This is a genomic window from Porphyromonas sp. COT-290 OH3588, assembly GCF_000769075.1.
Classification (GTDB): Bacteria; Bacteroidota; Bacteroidia; order Bacteroidales; family Porphyromonadaceae; genus Porphyromonas.
This window is the reverse complement of record NZ_JRFC01000020.1, coordinates 121,826-141,190: the sequence shown is the minus strand read 5'-3', so window position 1 is coordinate 141,190 and position 19,365 is coordinate 121,826. Positions and strand designations below refer to the sequence as shown.

The 19,365-nt window shown below is 52.5% G+C and carries 17 protein-coding genes; 11 read left to right on the top strand and 6 right to left on the bottom strand.

What is annotated here, in order from left to right; all coding sequences use genetic code 11:
- The 3 genes from HQ48_RS09015 (at position 1) to HQ48_RS05700 (ending at position 5,280) form a co-directional block, all read left to right on the top strand.
- Complete coding sequence (locus HQ48_RS09015) at positions 1 to 1,650, top strand: DNA/RNA non-specific endonuclease (protein WP_081969740.1); 1,650 nt, start codon at positions 1 to 3, stop codon at positions 1,648 to 1,650.
- A gap of 139 nt (positions 1,651 to 1,789) precedes the next feature.
- Positions 1,790 to 2,764: a GSCFA domain-containing protein gene (locus HQ48_RS05705; protein WP_044232253.1), complete on the top strand. Its 975-nt coding sequence runs from the start codon at positions 1,790 to 1,792 to the stop codon at positions 2,762 to 2,764.
- Between the two features lie 26 nt (positions 2,765 to 2,790).
- Positions 2,791 to 5,280 (top strand): bifunctional UDP-N-acetylmuramoyl-tripeptide:D-alanyl-D-alanine ligase/alanine racemase, encoded by a 2,490-nt coding sequence (locus tag HQ48_RS05700; protein WP_044232251.1) that lies wholly within the window; start codon positions 2,791 to 2,793, stop codon positions 5,278 to 5,280.
- A 180-nt stretch (positions 5,281 to 5,460) separates the two neighbouring features.
- Here HQ48_RS05700 and HQ48_RS05695 read toward each other — a convergent pair whose 3' ends face one another.
- The 6 genes from HQ48_RS05695 to HQ48_RS09390 form a co-directional block, all read right to left on the bottom strand.
- Positions 5,461 to 5,979 carry a histidinol phosphate phosphatase gene (locus tag HQ48_RS05695; RefSeq protein ID WP_044232249.1) on the bottom strand — a complete coding sequence of 173 codons (519 nt, stop codon included), beginning with the start codon at positions 5,977 to 5,979 and terminating at the stop codon, positions 5,461 to 5,463.
- A 651-nt stretch (positions 5,980 to 6,630) separates the two neighbouring features.
- Positions 6,631 to 7,284: a hypothetical protein gene (locus tag HQ48_RS05690; RefSeq protein ID WP_044232247.1), complete on the bottom strand. Its 654-nt coding sequence runs from the start codon at positions 7,282 to 7,284 to the stop codon at positions 6,631 to 6,633.
- 14 nt (positions 7,285 to 7,298) lie between these two features.
- On the bottom strand, positions 7,299 to 9,500 hold the full coding sequence (locus tag HQ48_RS05685) for a TonB-dependent receptor (protein WP_235300202.1): 2,202 nt from the start codon (positions 9,498 to 9,500) through the stop codon (positions 7,299 to 7,301).
- Positions 9,497 to 9,808: a transcriptional regulator gene (locus tag HQ48_RS05680; protein WP_044187237.1), complete on the bottom strand. Its 312-nt coding sequence runs from the start codon at positions 9,806 to 9,808 to the stop codon at positions 9,497 to 9,499. Before HQ48_RS05680 ends, HQ48_RS05685 begins: the two co-directional genes overlap by 4 nt.
- Positions 9,805 to 10,428, bottom strand: coding sequence for a hypothetical protein (locus HQ48_RS05675; RefSeq protein WP_044232245.1), 624 nt, complete (start codon positions 10,426 to 10,428; stop codon positions 9,805 to 9,807). The genes HQ48_RS05680 and HQ48_RS05675 overlap by 4 nt, the downstream gene beginning before the upstream one ends.
- A gap of 117 nt (positions 10,429 to 10,545) precedes the next feature.
- A complete protein-coding gene (locus HQ48_RS09390; protein WP_160225934.1) occupies positions 10,546 to 10,755 on the bottom strand; it encodes a hypothetical protein in 210 nt (69 codons plus the stop codon).
- A 169-nt stretch (positions 10,756 to 10,924) separates the two neighbouring features.
- On the opposite strand from HQ48_RS09390, the gene HQ48_RS05670 reads away from it, so the two are divergent.
- The 8 genes from HQ48_RS05670 (at position 10,925) to HQ48_RS05645 (ending at position 19,348) form a co-directional block, all read left to right on the top strand.
- Positions 10,925 to 12,091 (top strand): NAD(P) transhydrogenase subunit alpha, encoded by a 1,167-nt coding sequence (locus tag HQ48_RS05670; protein ID WP_235300201.1) that lies wholly within the window; start codon positions 10,925 to 10,927, stop codon positions 12,089 to 12,091.
- Between the two features lie 104 nt (positions 12,092 to 12,195).
- Positions 12,196 to 12,495, top strand: a complete 300-nt coding sequence (locus HQ48_RS05665; RefSeq protein ID WP_044187242.1) for an NAD(P) transhydrogenase subunit alpha — start codon at positions 12,196 to 12,198, stop codon at positions 12,493 to 12,495.
- A 9-nt stretch (positions 12,496 to 12,504) separates the two neighbouring features.
- Positions 12,505 to 13,722 carry an NAD(P)(+) transhydrogenase (Re/Si-specific) subunit beta gene (locus HQ48_RS09640; RefSeq protein WP_369794302.1) on the top strand — a complete coding sequence of 406 codons (1,218 nt, stop codon included), beginning with the start codon at positions 12,505 to 12,507 and terminating at the stop codon, positions 13,720 to 13,722.
- The gene (locus HQ48_RS09635) at positions 13,664 to 14,362 is read left to right on the top strand and encodes an NAD(P)(+) transhydrogenase (Re/Si-specific) subunit beta (protein ID WP_369794301.1); all 699 of its coding nucleotides are present in this window, start codon (positions 13,664 to 13,666) and stop codon (positions 14,360 to 14,362) included. The genes HQ48_RS09640 and HQ48_RS09635 overlap by 59 nt, the downstream gene beginning before the upstream one ends.
- On the top strand, positions 14,304 to 14,666 hold the full coding sequence (locus HQ48_RS09630) for an NAD(P)(+) transhydrogenase (Re/Si-specific) subunit beta (RefSeq protein ID WP_369794300.1): 363 nt from the start codon (positions 14,304 to 14,306) through the stop codon (positions 14,664 to 14,666). The genes HQ48_RS09635 and HQ48_RS09630 overlap by 59 nt, the downstream gene beginning before the upstream one ends.
- A 222-nt stretch (positions 14,667 to 14,888) precedes the next feature.
- The gene (locus HQ48_RS05655) at positions 14,889 to 15,350 is read left to right on the top strand and encodes a phospholipase (RefSeq protein ID WP_152568324.1); all 462 of its coding nucleotides are present in this window, start codon (positions 14,889 to 14,891) and stop codon (positions 15,348 to 15,350) included.
- Between the two features lie 20 nt (positions 15,351 to 15,370).
- Positions 15,371 to 16,186 carry a metal ABC transporter permease gene (locus tag HQ48_RS05650; protein WP_044232244.1) on the top strand — a complete coding sequence of 272 codons (816 nt, stop codon included), beginning with the start codon at positions 15,371 to 15,373 and terminating at the stop codon, positions 16,184 to 16,186.
- A gap of 21 nt (positions 16,187 to 16,207) precedes the next feature.
- Positions 16,208 to 19,348, top strand: a complete 3,141-nt coding sequence (locus HQ48_RS05645; protein WP_044232241.1) for a lipopolysaccharide assembly protein LapB — start codon at positions 16,208 to 16,210, stop codon at positions 19,346 to 19,348.
- The last annotated feature ends 17 nt before the right edge of the window (positions 19,349 to 19,365 follow it).

The window sequence follows — 19,365 nt, the reverse complement described above, 5'->3', positions numbered from 1 at the left end:
ATGAAACGATCAGTTAAACACTTACTTTGGGGACTACTATGTTCCGCAGTTCTCGTCTTACCCTTCAGTGCTTGTACGCCGGAGAAGATCATTGAGCGTATAGAGGTACGTAAGGGTAGTGTCATTCATTCGGGGCAAGGTGCTCCAGCTCCAAGTTTGGGAGAGGTTGGCGACTACTACATCGACCTGTTGACTTCGGAGTTGTATGGAGCCAAAACGGCTCTAGGCTGGGGCAAGCCGATCAGCCTCAAGGGCATTGCCGGGCAGAAAGGAGAAAAAGGAGAGAAGGGCGACAATGGCCAGAATGGCCAAGACGGCGCTAAGGGGGACAAGGGCGATCCCGGTCGTGATGGCAAGAATGGTCAAGACGGTGCTAAGGGAGACAAAGGCGATCCCGGCCGTGACGGCAAGAATGGTCAAGACGGTGCTAAGGGTGACAAAGGCGATCCCGGTCGTGACGGCAAGAATGGCCAAGACGGCGCTAAGGGAGACAAAGGCGATCCCGGCCGTGACGGCAAGAACGGCCAAGATGGTGCTAAGGGTGACAAAGGCGATCCCGGCCGTGACGGCAAGAACGGCCAAGATGGTGCTAAGGGTGACAAAGGCGATCCCGGCCGTGACGGCTCTCGCATCTACGGAGGTCAAGGAGCTCCACAAGACAATCTCGGTAAGGAAGGCGACTGGTACATCGACAAACAGAATAAGCGCCTCTATGGCCCTAAGACCGAGGCTGGCTGGGGTAATGACTATATAGATCTGTCTTCAGGTGGCGGAGGGCATCAGCCTAATCCCAACCCCGACGGACCTGACACACCTCCAGCTCCCCCAACGCCTCCAACGCCTCCAGCAGACAACGAAGACTTCCCGCTCGAAGGCGTGCGCTACGAGCTACCTAGAGGGATCATGGGCGCAAACATCTACAACATCACTTACACACTGCAAGACGGATCGGTAAACTACTCAACCGAATACGATACCGACATCCGTCACCCCCGCTGGGTAGCGTTCACTTTCGACAGCCACAACTCTGTCAAGGGCAAAGGAGTGAAGCGTAGTAGCAAATGGCTATGGGACTCTACGCACATTCCTCAATCATGGAGCACGGTCGATCTCTTTGCACAATGGTATCCGCACAACAAGCAATCGGATCAGAACAGCTATGACCGTGGGCACATGGTGGCCTCCAATGATAGGCGAATGACGCAAGAAGCAGAGAAGCAAACGTTCTATTTCTCGAATGTGAGCCCACAGCTCTCGGACTTCAATCAAGGCTATTGGCAGCATCTAGAGGATAAGGTGCAGAAGTGGGGGAGAGATAATAGCTTCAGAGATGTGATGTATGTCGCCAAGGGCGGTTCGATTAAGAGCGGCACGTACACGTTACCCGAAGGAGTACCAATGGCAAGGCCAAGCTACTACTGGATGGCGATGCTCGTTCGTAAGGGGACTACAGTCCAAGCTTTAGCCTTCTGGGTGGAGCATAAGATCTATGGTAAGAAGAAAGCGAACTTCCCTGCTACTGAGTCGGTAGTCATCTCCATCGACGAGCTGGAGGAAAAGACAGGGCTAGATTTATTCTACAATCTGCCCGATAAGTTGGAGCAGCGGGTCGAAGCTCAAGCGCCAGACCTCACGTTCTGGGAAGGCTAGCATAGCTTAGATACGTATCATACGAAGTAAGGCGAGTTGATAGAGGGGGCTTTGGCTCTCCTCTATCAACTTGTTTTGTATAGACACAGAGCTAGCTGGCTATTTAGTACTTTTGTCGTATATAAATAGAAGACAAGCAATGACACAGCTACAGACAGTCGTTAAGACGCCTCGTCGCACCTTCGACCCACTAGACTACGGGCAGGGAGTGATGAGTCTAGGCTCGTGCTTTAGCGAGCATATCGGAGCCATGCTGCGTGATGCTGGGCACAGCATCGTGATTAATCCCTTCGGCATACAGTACAATCCGCTCTCTATCTTGAGGTCGCTCATGCGGCTGATGGAGCATAGGGCCTACACCCTAGACGAGCTCATCGAGCACGATGGTCTATTCCATAGCTTCGATCACCACGGAGCTTACTCCAGTGCAGACCCCGATAGAGCCCTTAGTCTGATCAATGCCGACTATGAGCGAGCTATGCAGGCCCTGTCGAAGACCTCTTTCCTCCTGCTCACTTGGGGCACTGCCTTCGTCTACTACCTCAAAGAGGGTAGCCGAGTGGTCAATAACTGCCACAAACTCCCCGACTACTACTTCCAGCGCCGCCTCCTCTCGGTGGGCGAATTGGTCGCTCCGTGGCAGGACATGCTCGGCACACTACTGGCCAAGTGCCCCGAGCTACAGATTATTACCACGATTAGTCCCGTGCGTCATCTTAGGGACGGAGCACATGGCAATCAGCTGAGCAAGGCCACGCTGATGCTGATGAACGAGGAGCTACACAAGCTATTCCCCGATCGCATACATTATTTCCCTGCATACGAGATCGTACAGGACGAGCTGAGAGATTACCGTTTCTACGCCGAGGATATGCTTCACCCCACTGCCCAGACGGCACGTATCGTGGGTGATCGCTTCGTCCAGTGGGCTTGCTCGCCTGAGTGCTTGGAGGCCATGACGCATCTGGCGCGTCTGCGTAGCGAGTACCAGCATCGCCCTTTGCATGCCGATCACCCCGAGGCAGACCTTAGACGAGAGCAGCTACTCGTGCGCCTTAGAGCCTTCGAGCGCCGCTTCCCCGAGGCGGACTTGTCTTCGTGGTTCTCCGATTAGATCAATTATAATATGAGTATTGTACTATGCATATAACATCAGACGCTCTTGCCGATCTCCTCTCCGCCCGACAGGCTCGGTTGGTACAGAGCGAGGAGCTACACATATGGCTAACCGATAGCCGCTCGCTCTCTAGAGCCGACGGTACTGCGTTCATCGCCATACGCACCTCATCGGGCGATGGGCACCGCTACATACGAGAGCTGTACGAGAGAGGCGTGCGTACCTTCATTGTTGAGGACGACTTCTCCGCCTATCTGTCGAGTTGCCCCGAGGCCAATTTCGTTCGGGTCGAGCACTCCATTCGTGCGCTCCAGAGGCTGGCGGCATATCATCGTGCGCATTTTGACCTGCCTGTGGTCGGCATTACTGGCAGCAATGGCAAGACCATAGTCAAAGAGTTTCTCCATACGCTACTGCGCCCCTACTACAAGCACATCTGTCGCTCGCCTCGTAGCTACAATTCGCAGATTGGCGTTGCCCTATCCTTGCTAGAGCTGGAGGCATCGGACGAGCTGGCACTCATCGAGGCGGGCATCTCTTATCCCGGCGAGATGCAGGCTTTGGCGGATATGATTGCGCCCTCGGTGGGCATACTGACGAGCTTGGGTAGTGCGCACGCCGAGCATTTCGCCTCGGCTCAGGCGCTTCTAGACGAGAAGCTCAAACTTTTCGTTTCGGTTGAGTCTATCATTGCTCCGCTTGATTACCCGCTCATCGGTGCCAGCCTCGAGCGCTTGGGGCTGCTTGGGCGTCTGCGTGGCTGGAGCCGTACCGATCGCTCTGCCCTGCTCTGGCTAGAGCAGAGCCAGAAGTGTGGCGACGAAACGCTACTGCGCATACACCACTCGGGGCAAGTCTACGAGGCACTACTGCCCATGAGCGACGAGGCGAGCATAGAGAATGCGCTGACGTCGCTCTCTGCGATCGCTGTACTATGCCCCGATCATCTGCCTACTGCCATCGGTCTGCTGCACCGCTTGCGTCCTGTGGAGATGCGTCTGGAGGTTAAAGAGAGCTATCGAGGCAATACGATCATCAACGACTCCTATTCCAACGATCTCGATGCCTTGCGTATGGCGCTCGACTTCCAGCGCAGACGTGTGCAGAGCTCCAATGCCAAGGCTGTGGTCGTCTTGTCCGACATAGAGCAGAGCCCCCTCTCTGCCGACGAGCTCTACGCTCAGGTGGCGGAGCTACTCGAGGCCTATCAGGTCGCCGAAGTCTTCGCTGTCGGGCCTACTATCGGCAGGTTGCTCGAGCAGTGCCGTTCGTTTGCCTGCACGCACTTCGCTACGACCGAGGAGCTACTTGGCTCATCTGCTCTGTACGATCTGCATAGGGCTTGTATTCTGCTCAAAGGAGCTAGAGTTTTTGGCTTCGAGCGCATCTATCGAGAGCTCTCTCGCCTAGAGCATCAGACTACGCTCGAGGTCAATCTCTCGGCAGTGCGCCACAATCTAGCCTACTACCGCTCCCTGCTACCACGCCAAGGGCGGATTATTTGCATGATTAAGGCCGACGGCTATGGCATCGGAGCCCTCGAGCTAGCACGCACACTTGAGGAGGGCCGTGTGGACTATCTGGCCGTGGCGGTGGCTGATGAGGGCAAAGCACTACGCTTGGAGGGGATTCGTAGCCCTATTATCGTGATGAATCCGGAGCTATCTAGTAGCGAAACACTCTTCCAATACAATCTGGAGCCCGAAGTCTACAGTCTGGCTCTGCTCAGTGGTCTGATCGAGGAAGCCGAGGCACGAGGCCTAGAGCGTAGACCCATACACATCAAGATAGATAGTGGTATGCACCGCCTAGGCTTCTCGCTCGATGAGCTGCCACAAGTGCTCACCCTGCTCGAGCGAACCGAGAGCCTATCGGTGGCGAGTGTATTCAGCCATTTGGCCTCGGCAGACGAAGCAAGGTGGGACGACTTCACCAAGGCACAGGCGGACTATCTGCTCGAGGCGCACGCAACCCTCGAGCAGGGACTCGGCTATCGCCCTCTGCTTCATCTGCTCAATACGGCTGGGCTGGAGCGGTTCGCCGACCAATATGCCTTCGATATGGCTCGGCTAGGCATCGGTCTATATGGCGTTAGCCCTACGCAGCAGCCCAACCTCAAGTCTGTGGCTCGCCTCTCTACCACTATTCTGCAAATCAAAGACGTCGGACTTGGCTCGATGGTAGGCTATGGTTGTCGGGGGGAGGTGGCTCGTCCCACACGCCTAGCCGTTATCCCCATTGGCTATGCCGATGGTTTTAGGCGTATGCTGAGCAATGGTGCGTGGTCTGTGGCCGTCAGAGGTCGGCTGTGCCCAACTATCGGCAACATCTGCATGGACGCTTGTATGATTGATATAACCGATGTGCCAGAGGCCAGAGAGGGCGATCGGGTCCTCATCTTCGCAGACGAGGCACTCTCGCTCGAGCAGATGGCACAGGCGTGTGGCACTATTAGCTACGAGATACTCACCACACTCTCGCACCGCATACAGCGGCTCTACTACCAAGAGTAGTCGGTAAGCGACCGAGAGCACGACATACCAAAGGGGCTGCGTCTAGATAATACTTAGACGCAGCCCCTTTGGTGTACCCTTTAGGATAAGTCATTCGGCCCTACTGGACGCTGTGTAGGTCACGGAGTGCCTTGTGTAGAGTCGCTCGCTTGCGATGTTTGTCTTGGAGCCTAGGCGAGTTTACAAGCCTGCCTCGGGCAGTTTGCCACCACTACCACTACTGCTATCGCCGCCACTGCCAGAGTTGCTGCCGCCACTGTCGGTGTCGCTTGGCGGTGTGTCGATGCTTTTGCGGGCTTTGACGAGTGTTTGCTCATAGCTCACGTTGCTAAGGGCGAAGTATTTGCGTGATGCACTAAGCCGCACGACGGGTTTGGTGATGTGCACATTGGCATTGAACTTCTCTTTGCCCTTCTCAACTAGCTTACTCTGAAATGACGGACTGAGCGTACCGATGTCCCCAAAGTCCACAATATCGCCATTCTCCACGTGCTGCTTCGCAATCTCGGCAGCTAGACGAAGCACTGCCTCCACCTCTGCGCCGGTAAAAGTGGTTGCACGAGCCACCTCCTCGCAGAAGTTGCGATGATCAATACGTTTTCTACCAGTGGGACGAGCTTGTAGGACAGTCTTGCCTGCCATCTTCCCGAAACTTGCTTTCCGCTCAACGAGTACGTAAGCCAATGGTCTATTAGCCATAATAAATTGTATATGCCTTCATGATGTTTTTCCTCTAGAGAAGTTGAAGGCTTTACCCTCACTAGAGTGCTTTTCATAAGGAAACAGACAAATGTATAACAAATATCCGAACCAAACCAATAGATAGCATGGATTGTGGTGCGATTTTTTTCGGCTCAAAAAAGTGTTAATTACAAGTGCGAATAATCGGACTAACGCCCCCCGAAAATCATTCAAAAAATTGCTAAAAAATGCACTGACATCTCAAACAAAAAATTCAGACGTCTCAATCCGAAAATTGAGACGTCTAAACAGCACGATTGAGACGTCTGAATTTTCGGATTGAGACGTCTCAAATTTTAGGCTTTGATAAGTCTATGTTAAGTCAATGATAACTAGGTGTTTGTAAAATGATGTTTGGAGAAGTCGTTGAGGACGATATTTCTCTAGACTAGCGACACCAATAACTCACTAATAAGACGTCTGCTCTAGATCTAAATGATGCGTTTTACTGACTAATAAGCACTGTAATACCAGAAGGGAAGTAATAGATAAAATTAATCATTGTAGGCTTCTAGAGGGTTTATAGGCACCAACTCTAGGGTATGGAGAAGGGGCTGCAATCAAGTTTTACCTTGATGCAACCCCTTAGATATCTTCATTGAGGTGGGTTTATTTCGCCTCCTCGGCTGTGCAGAAGTGATAGAGTGCCTTAGCTTGCTCCTCTCCCCAGTGTGGCGCATAGGCTGGCTCTGGCGACTGCTTCGTGTACAGCTCTAGTGCTTTGGTTATAGACGGTAGCGCTTTGTCTTTACCTCCGCCATAGGCTGCTGGCGTATAGGCCACGGACTGGGCTTGTAGCAGGTAGACTCTCGGGTTATTGGAGTTGGCTTCTTGGGCTAGTTGGAGCTGCTTAGCGCTCTCTGGCCCATAGATCTGCCAGCGTGTCTGTGGATTAACTTGCAGGCGAGCGGCGAAGAGCATACTGCGCAGGCAGGCAATCTCGGAAGCATCGCCCCCTAGCTCCGTCGCCTTCTCTAGGTATTGCTCTGCCTGCTCGGCGAGGCGGTCGGCTGCCTCACTGTCGGCAAAGGCCTGTATGGCACGGCAGTAAGCCGAGTAATAGGGAGCTGTCCAGTCTGCTCCCGTCATCAGAGTAAATCGGTCAAAGTCCGCTGCTAAGCTCTGCAAGACCTCAATCGAGGCAGAGCCTAGCTTGGCAGTACGCTCGGTCATCGCACGTTGGTAGGCTGAGCTTTGGGCGCCAAGGCTCACCGAGCAGAGCAAGAGCAGAGCACAGAGTAGGGGAGTCGTTATTCGCTTCATTATTATTACTGTATTTAGAGGTTTGTATTCATGATTTCCTTTCGTCTATCTACACCGATATTGATGAAGAAGCCGAGCATATAGACCTGCCGATAGGGTGTAGTGATGCGTGTAGCCGAGTATTGCCCCAGAGCATTAGGCTCGGGCGAGTAGCGGTAGCCGAAGGTTGGGGCAGCATTGAGTATATTCTCCACACTAGCCACGACCACACCTGCCATACGGCCAAGCATAAACGGATAGTTGTACGAGAAGCTCAGACCGAAACTCTCGTCATTGAGCTCGTTGTAGTAGCCTCGAGCCTTGCTGTTAGGATTGTGGTAGGGCATACCCGTGCGGTAGTTTATAGCGAGGTTGAAGAGCGAAGAGATCGGCTTGCACCAATACTTGATCACGGCCGAGGCTGTATGCGTGGCGACGAAGTCGGGTTGCTCTAGCTCGTGAGCATACAGCCAGCTACGACGGGCATCGGTGTAGGTGTAGGAGAGCCAGTGCTCAACGTTGGGGATAAGGCGTGTAACTCGCCAGAATACATCGACTCCACGAGCATAGCCACGGCCTAGATTGTCCACTCGGTAGTTGTGATGCAGGCGAGTGAGGCTGCTGTACTCCTTGTTATAGATCTGCAAGCGTAGCAGATGATGCAGCTTGGGACGCCATTCGTAGGTTAGGTTGGCTTGATAGGCCTCTTCTCGAGCATTGGGTTGTATCCCATGTGTCAGGTAGTAGTCGCCTAGGGCTGCATATCTACCGAGGTCTAGGCTTAGGGTACCAGTCTGATGCAGGCGCACGGCAAGCGCAGCCCGTGGAAGCAGTGTGGCCGAGCCAATGAGGGACGAATGCTCCAGCCTTAGCCCTCCCTCAAGCGATAGTGAGCGGCTAATGGGGTAGAAAGCCTCAACCCAAGCCGATGAGGTCGCATCAGCTATCGAGCCAATGCCCTGCCTCTGCCGTAGAGCAGCCTTGGCACGGACGTAGGCATAGTCCAGACCACCAGCCACCTTGAGCGAGGTGAGGCGTGTATCTAGCCTCAAACGTATCTGGGCATCTAGCTCTCGTGACGTCATCTCGAAGCTACGGTTGTGCCAGTCGGGGTAGGCTATGTGGAGCTTATTGTCGTCCCAGCCAAGACCAACGGCAAGTGTAGTCTTGGTATAGCCGTCTTGGAAATGATGGCGCCAGCGCCCCATGCCGAAAGCATAGTCGTTACGTCCCTTGTATAGCTCCGAGGTGGTGCCATAGGGTGTGGGGGCTGGGGCGAGTGAGATGTGCTTATCTCGGCGCATCATCACGAGCGCCTTGACGTCGTCCTGCTTTGTCGGTGACCAAGCTAGTCGAGCATGATAGATCATACCGAAAGGAGCCTCGGGCAGTTTGTACTCGTTCCTAAGCATCAGCCTAAGGGCAGAGCCCTCAATGACGCTCACTCCCTGCTCGATATAGGTCGTCTTCTTGGGTGAGAGGTAGCCCCAGCCGATGCCAGCGAAGACCGATGCGAGCGATACATTGAGCGACGAAGGCGACTGCCCCGAGAGTTGTAGCTCGAGCAATCCGCTCAGACCGCCCTGTTTGCTTGCACCATAGCCGCCAGTGGCTAGGCTTAGTCCTTGGAACATACCCGTCTCGAAGCGTGCCCTCGTGGGGGTATTGTGCCCATTCTTGCCGAAGAAACGCTGGATACGTATCCCCTCGATGCTCACATTCGTCTCCCACGCAGCACCTCCACGCACGAAGAAGCCCTCTGTCTGCCCCACATGCTGCAAGCCCGGCATCTGCCGCATAGATAGGGCTAGGTCGCCCGAGCCTGCTGGGTTGGTGTAGACGTCCATCGGCTTCATGACGGCTTGGCCTTTGCGGTCGTTGAAGCGTAGAGCAGAGGCACTCACTACAACCTCCTCTAGCGTCAGCGATAGCTTCTCCTTGAGGCTAAAGGTGAGGTCTTGGGCATCTTCCATACGCTTGAGCACAATGGTATCGGCTTCGTAGCTCAGATGCGAGGCGACGAGGCTTAGGGGGAGCGGTGCCTCCGTCGAGAGAGAGAAGTAGCCGAGCGAATCGGTCGCTGTGCCGTCGAAAGAGTCTGCTGGGTACACATTCGCTAGGCGTATCGGGCGCCCATGCCCGTCGAGTACTCGTCCCTTGAGCAGGGTCTGACCCTCGGCTAGGCTCGAGTAGGTCATCAGCAGTGCGATGCACATAAATCTGGTAGAGATGGTCATAACTTATTAGAATTGGGGAGATATGATTTCAAAGCCTCGAAGTGCTTGACAAAAGCCTCTCGCCCAAGCGGCGAGAGCCGACAAGTAGTACGTGTTCGCTTGCCGATGAAGCCCTTCTCGATGGTGATATAGCCTGCCGATGCGAGCTTGTCTATCTGTACGCTGATATTGCCCGAGCTGGCTCCTGTTGCTTCCTTAATATAGAGAAAGTCCGCCTCCTCTAGCGAGAGCAAGATCGACATGATCGAGAGTCTGAGCTCGGAGAGGAGTAGTGGGTCGAGGCTTGGCAAGTTGATCACGTCGCTCATACGACAGACGCATTAGGTGTACTCTTGAGCTCTCGGCGTATTTGCGCATAGAGGTAATGCCCCGGGATACAGTGCATAACGAAAAAGACGACTCCAAACACCAGACTATAATCCCTATAAGAGAGCAAGTCTAGAGTGCGGTCGAGTATGATGCTGCCATAACCAATCGCCATACCCAAGATAGAGCAGACTTGTAGCACTCTGATGCGTAGGACAAAGCCCGTAATCGCCGAAGCCGAGCCTAGAAGAATGATGATCGCAATCAACGTAAAGAACCCTAGGACAAAGGAACAAGCAAGGGCATTGAGTCCGCTCACGAGCCAAACAGTATTGATGAAGTAGTCTATCTGACTGCTACTATACGGTTGATGGCGCTTTCTGCGAGCCATTAGCCAAGAGATAATGCCACCGACAAACGGAATGAGTAGCCAGATATAGGCGTGATGTATAGACGTCATATAGGGCATTAAGAAGTAGTGTAGCAGGCTCGTCAGGACTGTGACGTAGCCCCAGAGGAGGAATTGGGTCGCCCCCGTGGTGTTGATTCTACGATTTGTCTTGCTGATCATCGCTTCGATGACCTCTAGACTTTGCTTTGGGTTGAGATTTTCTGCCGCCATTGTGTGCGTGTTGAGATAAGTAATACGATGTGATTAAATGCTTGTAGCCGTCCGCCTTGCTTACTAGTAGTTACAAATATCAGTGCATTAAGTGCGCAATGACTCTACAAATGTAATTCAGTTTATTTTGTAAACCAAATGATTGTGAGGGATAAACGAGGCGTCAAACTTGTGTGTCTCGCCCCATGTAGCCTCCTTGCGGGGGCATAAATAACGGATCATGGCTTGAGCTTCGCCCGCTGGAGTAGGGTATAGTACCAGCAATGTGCCGAGGAGCAGGCCTCTAGTAGCACGCCATGAGCGATCAGTGGCTCCTTGTGCAAGCACCTAAGCATGATGCTTGGGGCTAAACTTCCGAGGTATTAGGATTGCGAACAAACTGAAGATGTGTTTTTGTTGAGTTTCTCTTTGATGCTAGTATTTCTTTAGTATATTTGCAGCATTGTGTTGGATATAAACAAAAGTGTACGATATATTAACGCTTAAAAAGTTAAAAATGATGCTTATCATTGGTATCCCAAAAGAAATTATGCACGGCGAAGCACGTGTAGCTGCCACACCAGAGACTGTTTCCAAGTTTGTTAAGGACGGATTCAGAGTACTCATTCAGAAGAATGCAGGCCTTGGCGCACTTTACCATGACGAAGAATATGCATCAGCAGGTGCTGAGCTAGTTGATTCGCCACGTGAAATCTACGATCAGGCACACATTATCCTCAAAGTAAAAGAACCCCAGATGAACCATGAGCTCGGGCTACACGAGGTCGATATGATGCATCAGGGTCAATACCTCATCACCTTCATTCACCCAGCTTCGCCAGTCAATCACGACATGGTACGCAGACTAGCTCAGCAGGGAGTCATTGGTCTGACGCTCGATGGCGTGCCACGTATCAGTCGTGCTCAGAACCTAGACGCACTCACCTCGATGAGTACTTGTGCCGGCTACAAGGGAATCTTGATGGCAGCCAACGACTTGGCGAGCTTTATGCCGATGATGGGTACTGCCGTAGGTATGATCCCCCCTGCTAAGGCTCTGATCATCGGCGTAGGCGTAGCAGGACTACAAGCTCTAGCTACGGCCAAACGGTTAGGTTGCCAGACCTATGCTGCCGACATTCGCCCTGCTGCCGTCGAACAAGCACAGAGCCTAGGGGCCAAGGTCGTGGACCTTGGCGTGCCAGCCGAGCTAGCCGTAGCCGAGGGTGGATATGCCAATACACTGCCCGAGCATGTGCTGGTGGAGGAACGTAAGCGCCTTATGGAGGTCATCAAGGATATGGACGTGATATTCTGTAGCGCCCTAATCCCCGGAAAAATTGCCCCCATACTCATCACCGAGGATATGGTTCGCCAAATGAAGAAGGGCTCAGTGATCGTAGATATCTCTATTGACCAAGGCGGTAACTGCGAGATAACACCAGCAGGAGAGAGAGCCGTCAAGCATGGAGTAATCCTAGAAGGCATCAAAAATATCCCGGGCATGCTCCCAAAGAGCTCTACATGGATGTTTGCCAACAATATGTACAATCTAGTCAAGTACCTCGTCAAGGACGGTGCCGTACATCTAGACATGAATGATGAGATTTGTGCCAAGATCCTCGTTACACGCGACGGACAGATCGTCCACGCTGGTACGCTGGAGGCTATGGCAGCCAAGTAATCAGACAATCTGCAACTAGTCTACGAGGCTGTGTCGCTGCGAGTAGCATCACAGGGGCACAGCCTCGGCTTATTGATAACTCACTATTTAGGAATATAACACTTATGTCCCCACTGCTCTATCTCATAGTATTGGCTGTCTCCACGGTCGTCGGGTATCTATTGATTCGTAATGTTCCCAGCTTGCTACACACGCCTCTGATGTCGGGTATGAACGCTCTGAGTGGCGTTACCGTCGTTGGTGCTGTCTCTGCCACAGGTCTGGCTCTGCTCAGTGCCACAGGTGGGCATCTCTGGCTTAGCCAGATACTAGGAGGCTTAGCCATTATCCTAGCCACAGTCAATGTAGTAGGCGGGTTCGCTGTGACGCACCGTATGCTACGCATGTTCAACCGCAAAAAATAGTTTTGGCCCATGACACCTTACATATATTATGGTATATGCGCCTTGCTTACCGTCATGGTGCTAGGCGGTATTTGGATGATGAGCCGTGTGCAGACTGCCAAAGCAGGCAATCAGCTCAGTGCTCTAAGCATGCTGCTGGCCATTATCTTTACTTTGGTCTATCATCAGGTATTCTCTGCTTGGACGATCTACCTATTCATAGCTATTGGTAGCCTCATCGGTTTGCGCTTGGCCAGACGTGTGCAGATGATACAGATGCCACAGCTTGTGGCTCTGCTCAACGGTATTGGAGGTGGCGCATCGGCCCTTGTCGGTTTCCTCAGCCTACAAGGCATGAGTCTAGGTATCATGACGAGCGACAATCCTCGCTTCGCTGCTGGTACGTCTGTTCTAGCGATCTTGATTGGTATGATGACTCTAGTGGGGAGTCTTGTGGCAGCAGGTAAACTGCACAAGCTCCTACCCCAGCGTCCTATTGTCTACCCTGCCCATAGTTTCATCTCCAACGTGTGCATCGGCATGAGCGGCGCGCTCACGGTCATGATCTTCTTGGGCTATCTAGAGGCAGATGCACTCACCGTTGGGATAGTAACCGTGCTCTCGACGCTCTTTGGCTATCTCTTCGCCATTCGTGTCGGTGGTGCAGACATGCCTATTACCATTTCTCTACTCAACTCGCTTAGCGGCTTGGCGGGTGCCATTGCAGGTATGGCTACGGGCGACCTGCTACTTGTGGCAATCGGAGGTGTCGTGGGAGCTAGCGGTCTGCTCCTCACACAGATCATGTGCCGAGCTATGAACCGTAGCCTAGCCTCCATCTTACTTGGAGAGGGACTAAACACCTCCAAACCACAGTCACAAACTGCGAGCAAGCCACAGAGTACAGCAGCTCCTGTCGCAGACGAGTCTAAGCCCAGTGAGTCAGCACGCCCAACGCTCGTAGATACGCTTCGCTCGGCTCGTGAGGTCATCATCGTCCCCGGCTATGGCATGGCTCTCTCTCAGGCTCAGCACGAGGTGCGAGCTCTAGCCAATAAGCTAACGAGCCAAGGCGCTCGAGTGCGCTACGCCATTCACCCCGTGGCAGGTCGTATGCCGGGGCACATGAACGTGCTACTAGCCGAGGCTGATGTAGACTACGAGGATCTGTACGAGATGGACGCGATCAATGATNCCCGTGGCAGGTCGTATGCCGGGGCACATGAACGTGCTACTAGCCGAGGCTGATGTAGACTACGAGGATCTGTACGAGATGGACGCGATCAATGATGATTTCAAGACTGCCGACTTAGTAGTTGTGATTGGCGCCAATGACGTACTTAACCCCGCTGCTCGTGAGGCCGAGGGCACGCCTATCTATGGTATGCCTGTCTTGAGTGTAGATGCGGCTCGAGAGATCGTCATCTGCAACTTCGACCTCTCTCCCGGCTATGCAGGCGTCCCCAATCCGCTGTACACACGAGCCGAGGGCGTGCATCTGCTCCTCGGCGACGCCAAGGAAAGCCTCAAGGGACTGCTGTCAGCTTTTGACGAGAAGGGAGCTTCGAGCAAGGCAGAGTCTAATACAGCAGATCGTCTGCCGGAGGTGCTTCGCTCGGCTCGTGAAGTCATCATCGTCCCCGGCTATGGTATGGCACTCTCTCAGGCTCAGCACGAGGTGCGAGCTCTAGCCAATAAGCTAACGAGCCAAGGCGCTCGAGTGCGCTACGCAATCCACCCCGTGGCAGGTCGTATGCCGGGGCACATGAACGTGCTACTAGCCGAGGCTGATGTAGACTACGAGGATCTGTACGAGATGGACGCGATCAATGATNCCCGTGGCAGGTCGTATGCCGGGGCACATGAACGTGCTACTAGCCGAGGCTGATGTAGACTACGAGGATCTGTACGAGATGGACGCGATCAATGATGACTTCAAGACTGCGGACTTGGTAGTTGTGATTGGTGCCAATGACGTGCTTAACCCCGCTGCTCGTGAGGCCGAGGGCACGCCAATCTATGGTATGCCTGTCTTGAGTGTAGACGCAGCTCGAGAGATTGTGATTTGCAACTTCGACCTCTCTCCCGGTTATGCAGGCGTCCCCAATCCTCTGTACACGCGAGCCGAGGGCGTGCATCTGTTCCTCGGCGATGCCAAGGAAAGCCTCAAGCAGATGCTTCAGCGCTTCTAGATATTAGGGTGATTTAGTCAAGTCAAGGGGCTGTACTGGAATTGAGTTTTCGGTACAGCCCCTTGAAGCTAAAATGGTCTATGTGTGGATTGAAACATCTTTATTGTACTTTTGTTGTAAACTTGCGAGGCAATAGATAGATACATCTGGGCGTTTGATGTGTGTCCCCAATCATCTGCGAAGCCTTGTTTAGCAAGTGATATAGTTAAGAGGAACAAGAGTATGAATATAACATGGGCAGTTATCGCCCTTCTAGCCCTTGGGGCTGTCGCTGCCTTGGTCGGCTGGATACAAGGACAGATTCGTCAAGCTAAAATCGCACGTGGCGAGGCAGTGGAGGTTGAACCCGAGCGTCCAGTCAGTGTAGGTGGTTGCTGTGGTATGCACATGACCTGCGAGCGAGATAGCTTGCTCTCTGCAGTCAGCACACGGATTGTCTACTACGATGACGAGGAGCTCGACCGCTTCCATGGTACTCAGGCCTGCGACTATTCAGCCGAGGCAGTTGATGAGTTTCGAGATATCCTCATCACATTAAACCAAGATGATGTGGCAGGATGGGTGCGTAGCTTGCAACTACGTCAGATAGAGCTTCCCGAGGATCTTAAACCAGAGGTTTTCCTCATCGTAGGCGAGTGCCGAGCCTACCACATGGAGCACGGGCCAGACGCACATCATCATTAATTAAGTAGTAGGCTCTGGGCGTGGCAAGCATTTTCGAGTTTCAATTCTTCCAAAACGCACTTTGGGCGTCTGTCCTATCAGCTCTAGTTTGTGGGCTGATAGGATCTTATATTGTGGTACGCCGCATAGTCTTTGTTAGTGGAGGGATTACGCATGCTTCATTCGGAGGGCTGGGACTGGGGGTCTATTTAGGTATTAGCCCCATATTATCTGCTGGAGTAGCTGCCGTACTGGCCGCTCTTGGTATTAGCTCTCTGAGCCGAGGTGGAGAGATCAGAGAAGACTCTGCTATTGCTGGTGTTTGGGCTCTTGGTATGGCATTGGGTGTTCTGTTTCTAACTCTTACACCCGGCTATACAACGGGTCTTTCGTCTTACCTTTTTGGCAATATCTTGCTGGTTAGCTCGACCGATTTATTGTGGCTTGCGGGCTTTGGTTCCTTGCTATTGCTTTGCTTGGTTCTATTCTATCGTCCCATTTTATATTCCATTTTCGATCCCGACTTCTCTCGGACACGAGGTGTGAGAGCGGACCGCTGGAATATGTTTATGCTTGTGATCGTATCAGTAGGCTTGGTATTGTGCATCAGGCTAGTGGGGATTATGCTTTTGATGTCTTTGCTCACTCTGCCACAGAGTATAGTAGGGCTCTTTGTCGCCGACTTCAAGCGGCTAATGCTTGGCTCTGTCTTGGTATGTTTGTTTGCGAATATCTCGGGTCTTCTGCTTAGTTACTATTTGCTAGCTGTCCCCTCGGGAGTACTGATCATACTGGTCCTATTCTTAATGTTGGGCTGTGCGAAACTTTTGCGTCGACTACAGTTGCGTAGCGTATAGATAACCGTATATGATGACCGTATGAAAGCTGTTTTTCGCTCCTCTATTTTCGATCCATTGTGGCTAGTCCTATGTTTTATAGCACTCGGGCTAGGTTGGGGCTGTACGGTTAAGAAAAACAATAGTGCTACCCGTCTATACCATAACCTGACGACAAGGTACAACGTACACTACAACGGACAGACCGCCTTCGACGAGGCTTACCGCTCACTACTAGAGGGTGAAAACGAGAGCTACACACGCCCTATCGCCCCAGACCTCATTGCTTATAAGATAGCACAGGTACGAGGTACGGATAAGAAGTCTGGAGGCTCATTCGATCGTTCAGTAGAGAAGGCACAGAAGGCCATTAAAGAACATAGCATTCGCATTAAACCCGCACGCAAACCCAGTTGGCGGAAGGATCCCAAGGCCGTAGCAGAGCAGCTCAGAGGCGAGTATAATCCATTTTTGCATCAAAGTTGGCTGTTGCTAGGCAAGGCTCAGCTCTATAATGCTGATGTCGATGAGGCTATGGCTACGTTCGCTTACATTGCTCGCCTCTATGAGGCTTCGCCAGAGGTTCGAGATGTAGCTTTGCTCTGGCAGGTCCGTTGCCTCAGTCTTGCGGACCGAGCGAGTGAGGGTAAGCAGTTAGTAGCCCTTATTGATACGACTAATAGAAGTCTCTATAACGATCTTAAACCTCTGTATAGCTTTACTATGGCAGAGCACCATCTGGCTCAGGGGGAGCAGGCTTTAGCTCTACCTTGGCTCTCCTTGGCAGCACAGGTAGAACCCTTAGCCGCTCAGAAGGCTAGGTTGTATTATTTGCTCGGGCAGCTACAGCAGAGCTCGGGCGATGCCTTAGCAGCCTACCGTTCATACGGTAAGGTGCTCTCTCTCTCTCCTAGACCTGCTCTAGACTTTGCTGCCCGCATCAGACGAGCAGAGCTATCGCCTAGAGGGCATACAGATGTTCTTAGGTCACTCAAGGCGATGGCTCGCCGAGGTAAGTATCGAACTCAACTCGATCAAATCTACTACGCCATAGGTAGCACCTATCTCTCTTCGGGGGATACCCTCGGGGCTATTGGTGCTTTTCGCTTTGCCATAGATACGAGCCAAAATAAAGGGCAAGACTATGCTCTGGCCAATATCGCTCTAGGACAGATTTATCTGCAACGCATGCAATATCTCCCAGCCCGAGCCGCATACACCCAAGCCATACCCGCTCTGTCCCAGCTTGAGCCGAGCTACAAGGCATACAATTATCTAGCACAAGGTCTGGACTCTTTGGCTCAGCCCGCAGAGGTTGTGCACCGAGAGGATAGTGTGCTCGCTTTGGCTCGCATGGACGAGAAGGCTAGAGCCCTAGTGATTGATAGTGTGATCAGGGTGCTCAAAGCCAAGGAAGCAGAGGAGGCTGCTCAGAGGGCTAGAGATTCTATCGCTCAGCGCAATCAGGATATCGCTGCACGTATGCCGGGGGCGACTACCCCTAGTGCTCCATCTATTCCCAAAGTGATAGGGGAGAGCGGAGAGTTCTATTTCTACAACTATGCCCTGCTCAGCGAGGGGCGCAAAGATTTCGAGCGAACATGGGGCCGTCGTAAGCTAGAGGATCTTTGGCGCCTGCGTAAGCGTGATGGCTTTGTCCTAGATCGTATTCAATCACAGCTCCCGGGAGGAGCCGATAGTACTACTGCTCGTTCAGGTGATGGGCAGGTCAATATGTCGGATCAAAGTGAGGTCAAAGAAGAGATCCAACCTACCGAAGATCCGCACAACCCTGCGTATTACCTCTCTAGGTTGCCCATGACGCCACAGGCACAGCAAGAGAGCGAAGCCCAGATCGAGCAGAATCTCGTAGAGATGGGGCGTTTACTAACGGATAAACTAGAACGTCTAGGAGATGCTACCAAGATTTATCATCAAGTACTAGAGCGCTTCCCAAAAACGAAATATGCGGAGCAAATACTCTATCGCCTCTATTTACTCTATCTGAGGCAGGGAGATGAAGGACAAGCAGATCAAGTCCGTCGCAGATATTTGGTTACTTTCCCCAATACTCAGCTCGCTCAAGAGCTGTCTACGCCCAATTATCTAGAGCGTCTGCGAGATCGAGATCAGACTGTCGCTCGGCGGTATGTACGAGCCTTCGAGGCCTATCATCATGGGCAGCCCGATAGCGTTCTTAGTATTTACAGCGAGATCAAACGAACTTATCCGACTAGTGAGCACCTGCCTCGTCTGCTCTTTCTCTCTGCTATGGCAGAAGCTAGTGCGGGTAATGCTGTGGCCTTCGGCGAGAAGCTTCGAGAACTGCAGACCATAACCCCACCAGAAGAGATCAAGACTTTGGTAGAGGCCATGCTTGAAGGGTTGAGAGAGGGGCGCCCTATCTATGCCGGTCACCCTAAGCCAATCAATTGGTCTGTTGCCACTGGAGGAGTAGACTCTACTCAGATAGATCAAGCAGAGGTGTTCTCTCCTAGTGGAGCAAGTGATCGCTATGCACTGCTCTTGATCGGTATGGATTCGCTCTCCACTCCTGAGTTGATTTATCGCTTGGCAGTGTACAACTTCACGAAACAGACGCAATCGCTAGTCCCACTTAGGGCATTGAATGAGCTTGATATGCCGGCTGTAGCGGTAGGTAAATTTACTACAACGTATGCTCTGGAGTTATACCTCAATCAGCTTACCTCCGATGATAGCTACGGCACTTTGGGTCGTTTGGCAATACTTCCCATCTCGCAGACTAATATTGCTCGGCTCAATAGAGCCGATATGCTGTGGAACTATTTGGATTTTCTGCTACATGGGGGAGACAGTTTACTCTCTGTAGATGTGCAAGTGGCGAGAGAGATTGCAGACTATTGGGTCTCGGAGCAAAGCAAGCGAACTAATAGAGAGGCACAGACTAGGTCTGCTGCGGGAGAGAAGCTGGATTTCGGATTCGGCACAGCAGTGCCAGCTGCGGTTGATACAACTGCCATTGCCTCAGATCCCCTACAAGTGCCTCGTGAGTCTGCGTTAGCTAGACCTGCTATTAGCTACGATGAGATGCAAGAGAAGGCTGAGCAGCGAGAGAAGCGAACTAAGCAGGAAGCTAAGCAGCGAAAACGCCTTAAGCGAGATCGAGAGAAGAGTAAGACTCGAGTGAGGAGAAGCAAATAAGCAGATATTGATTGACG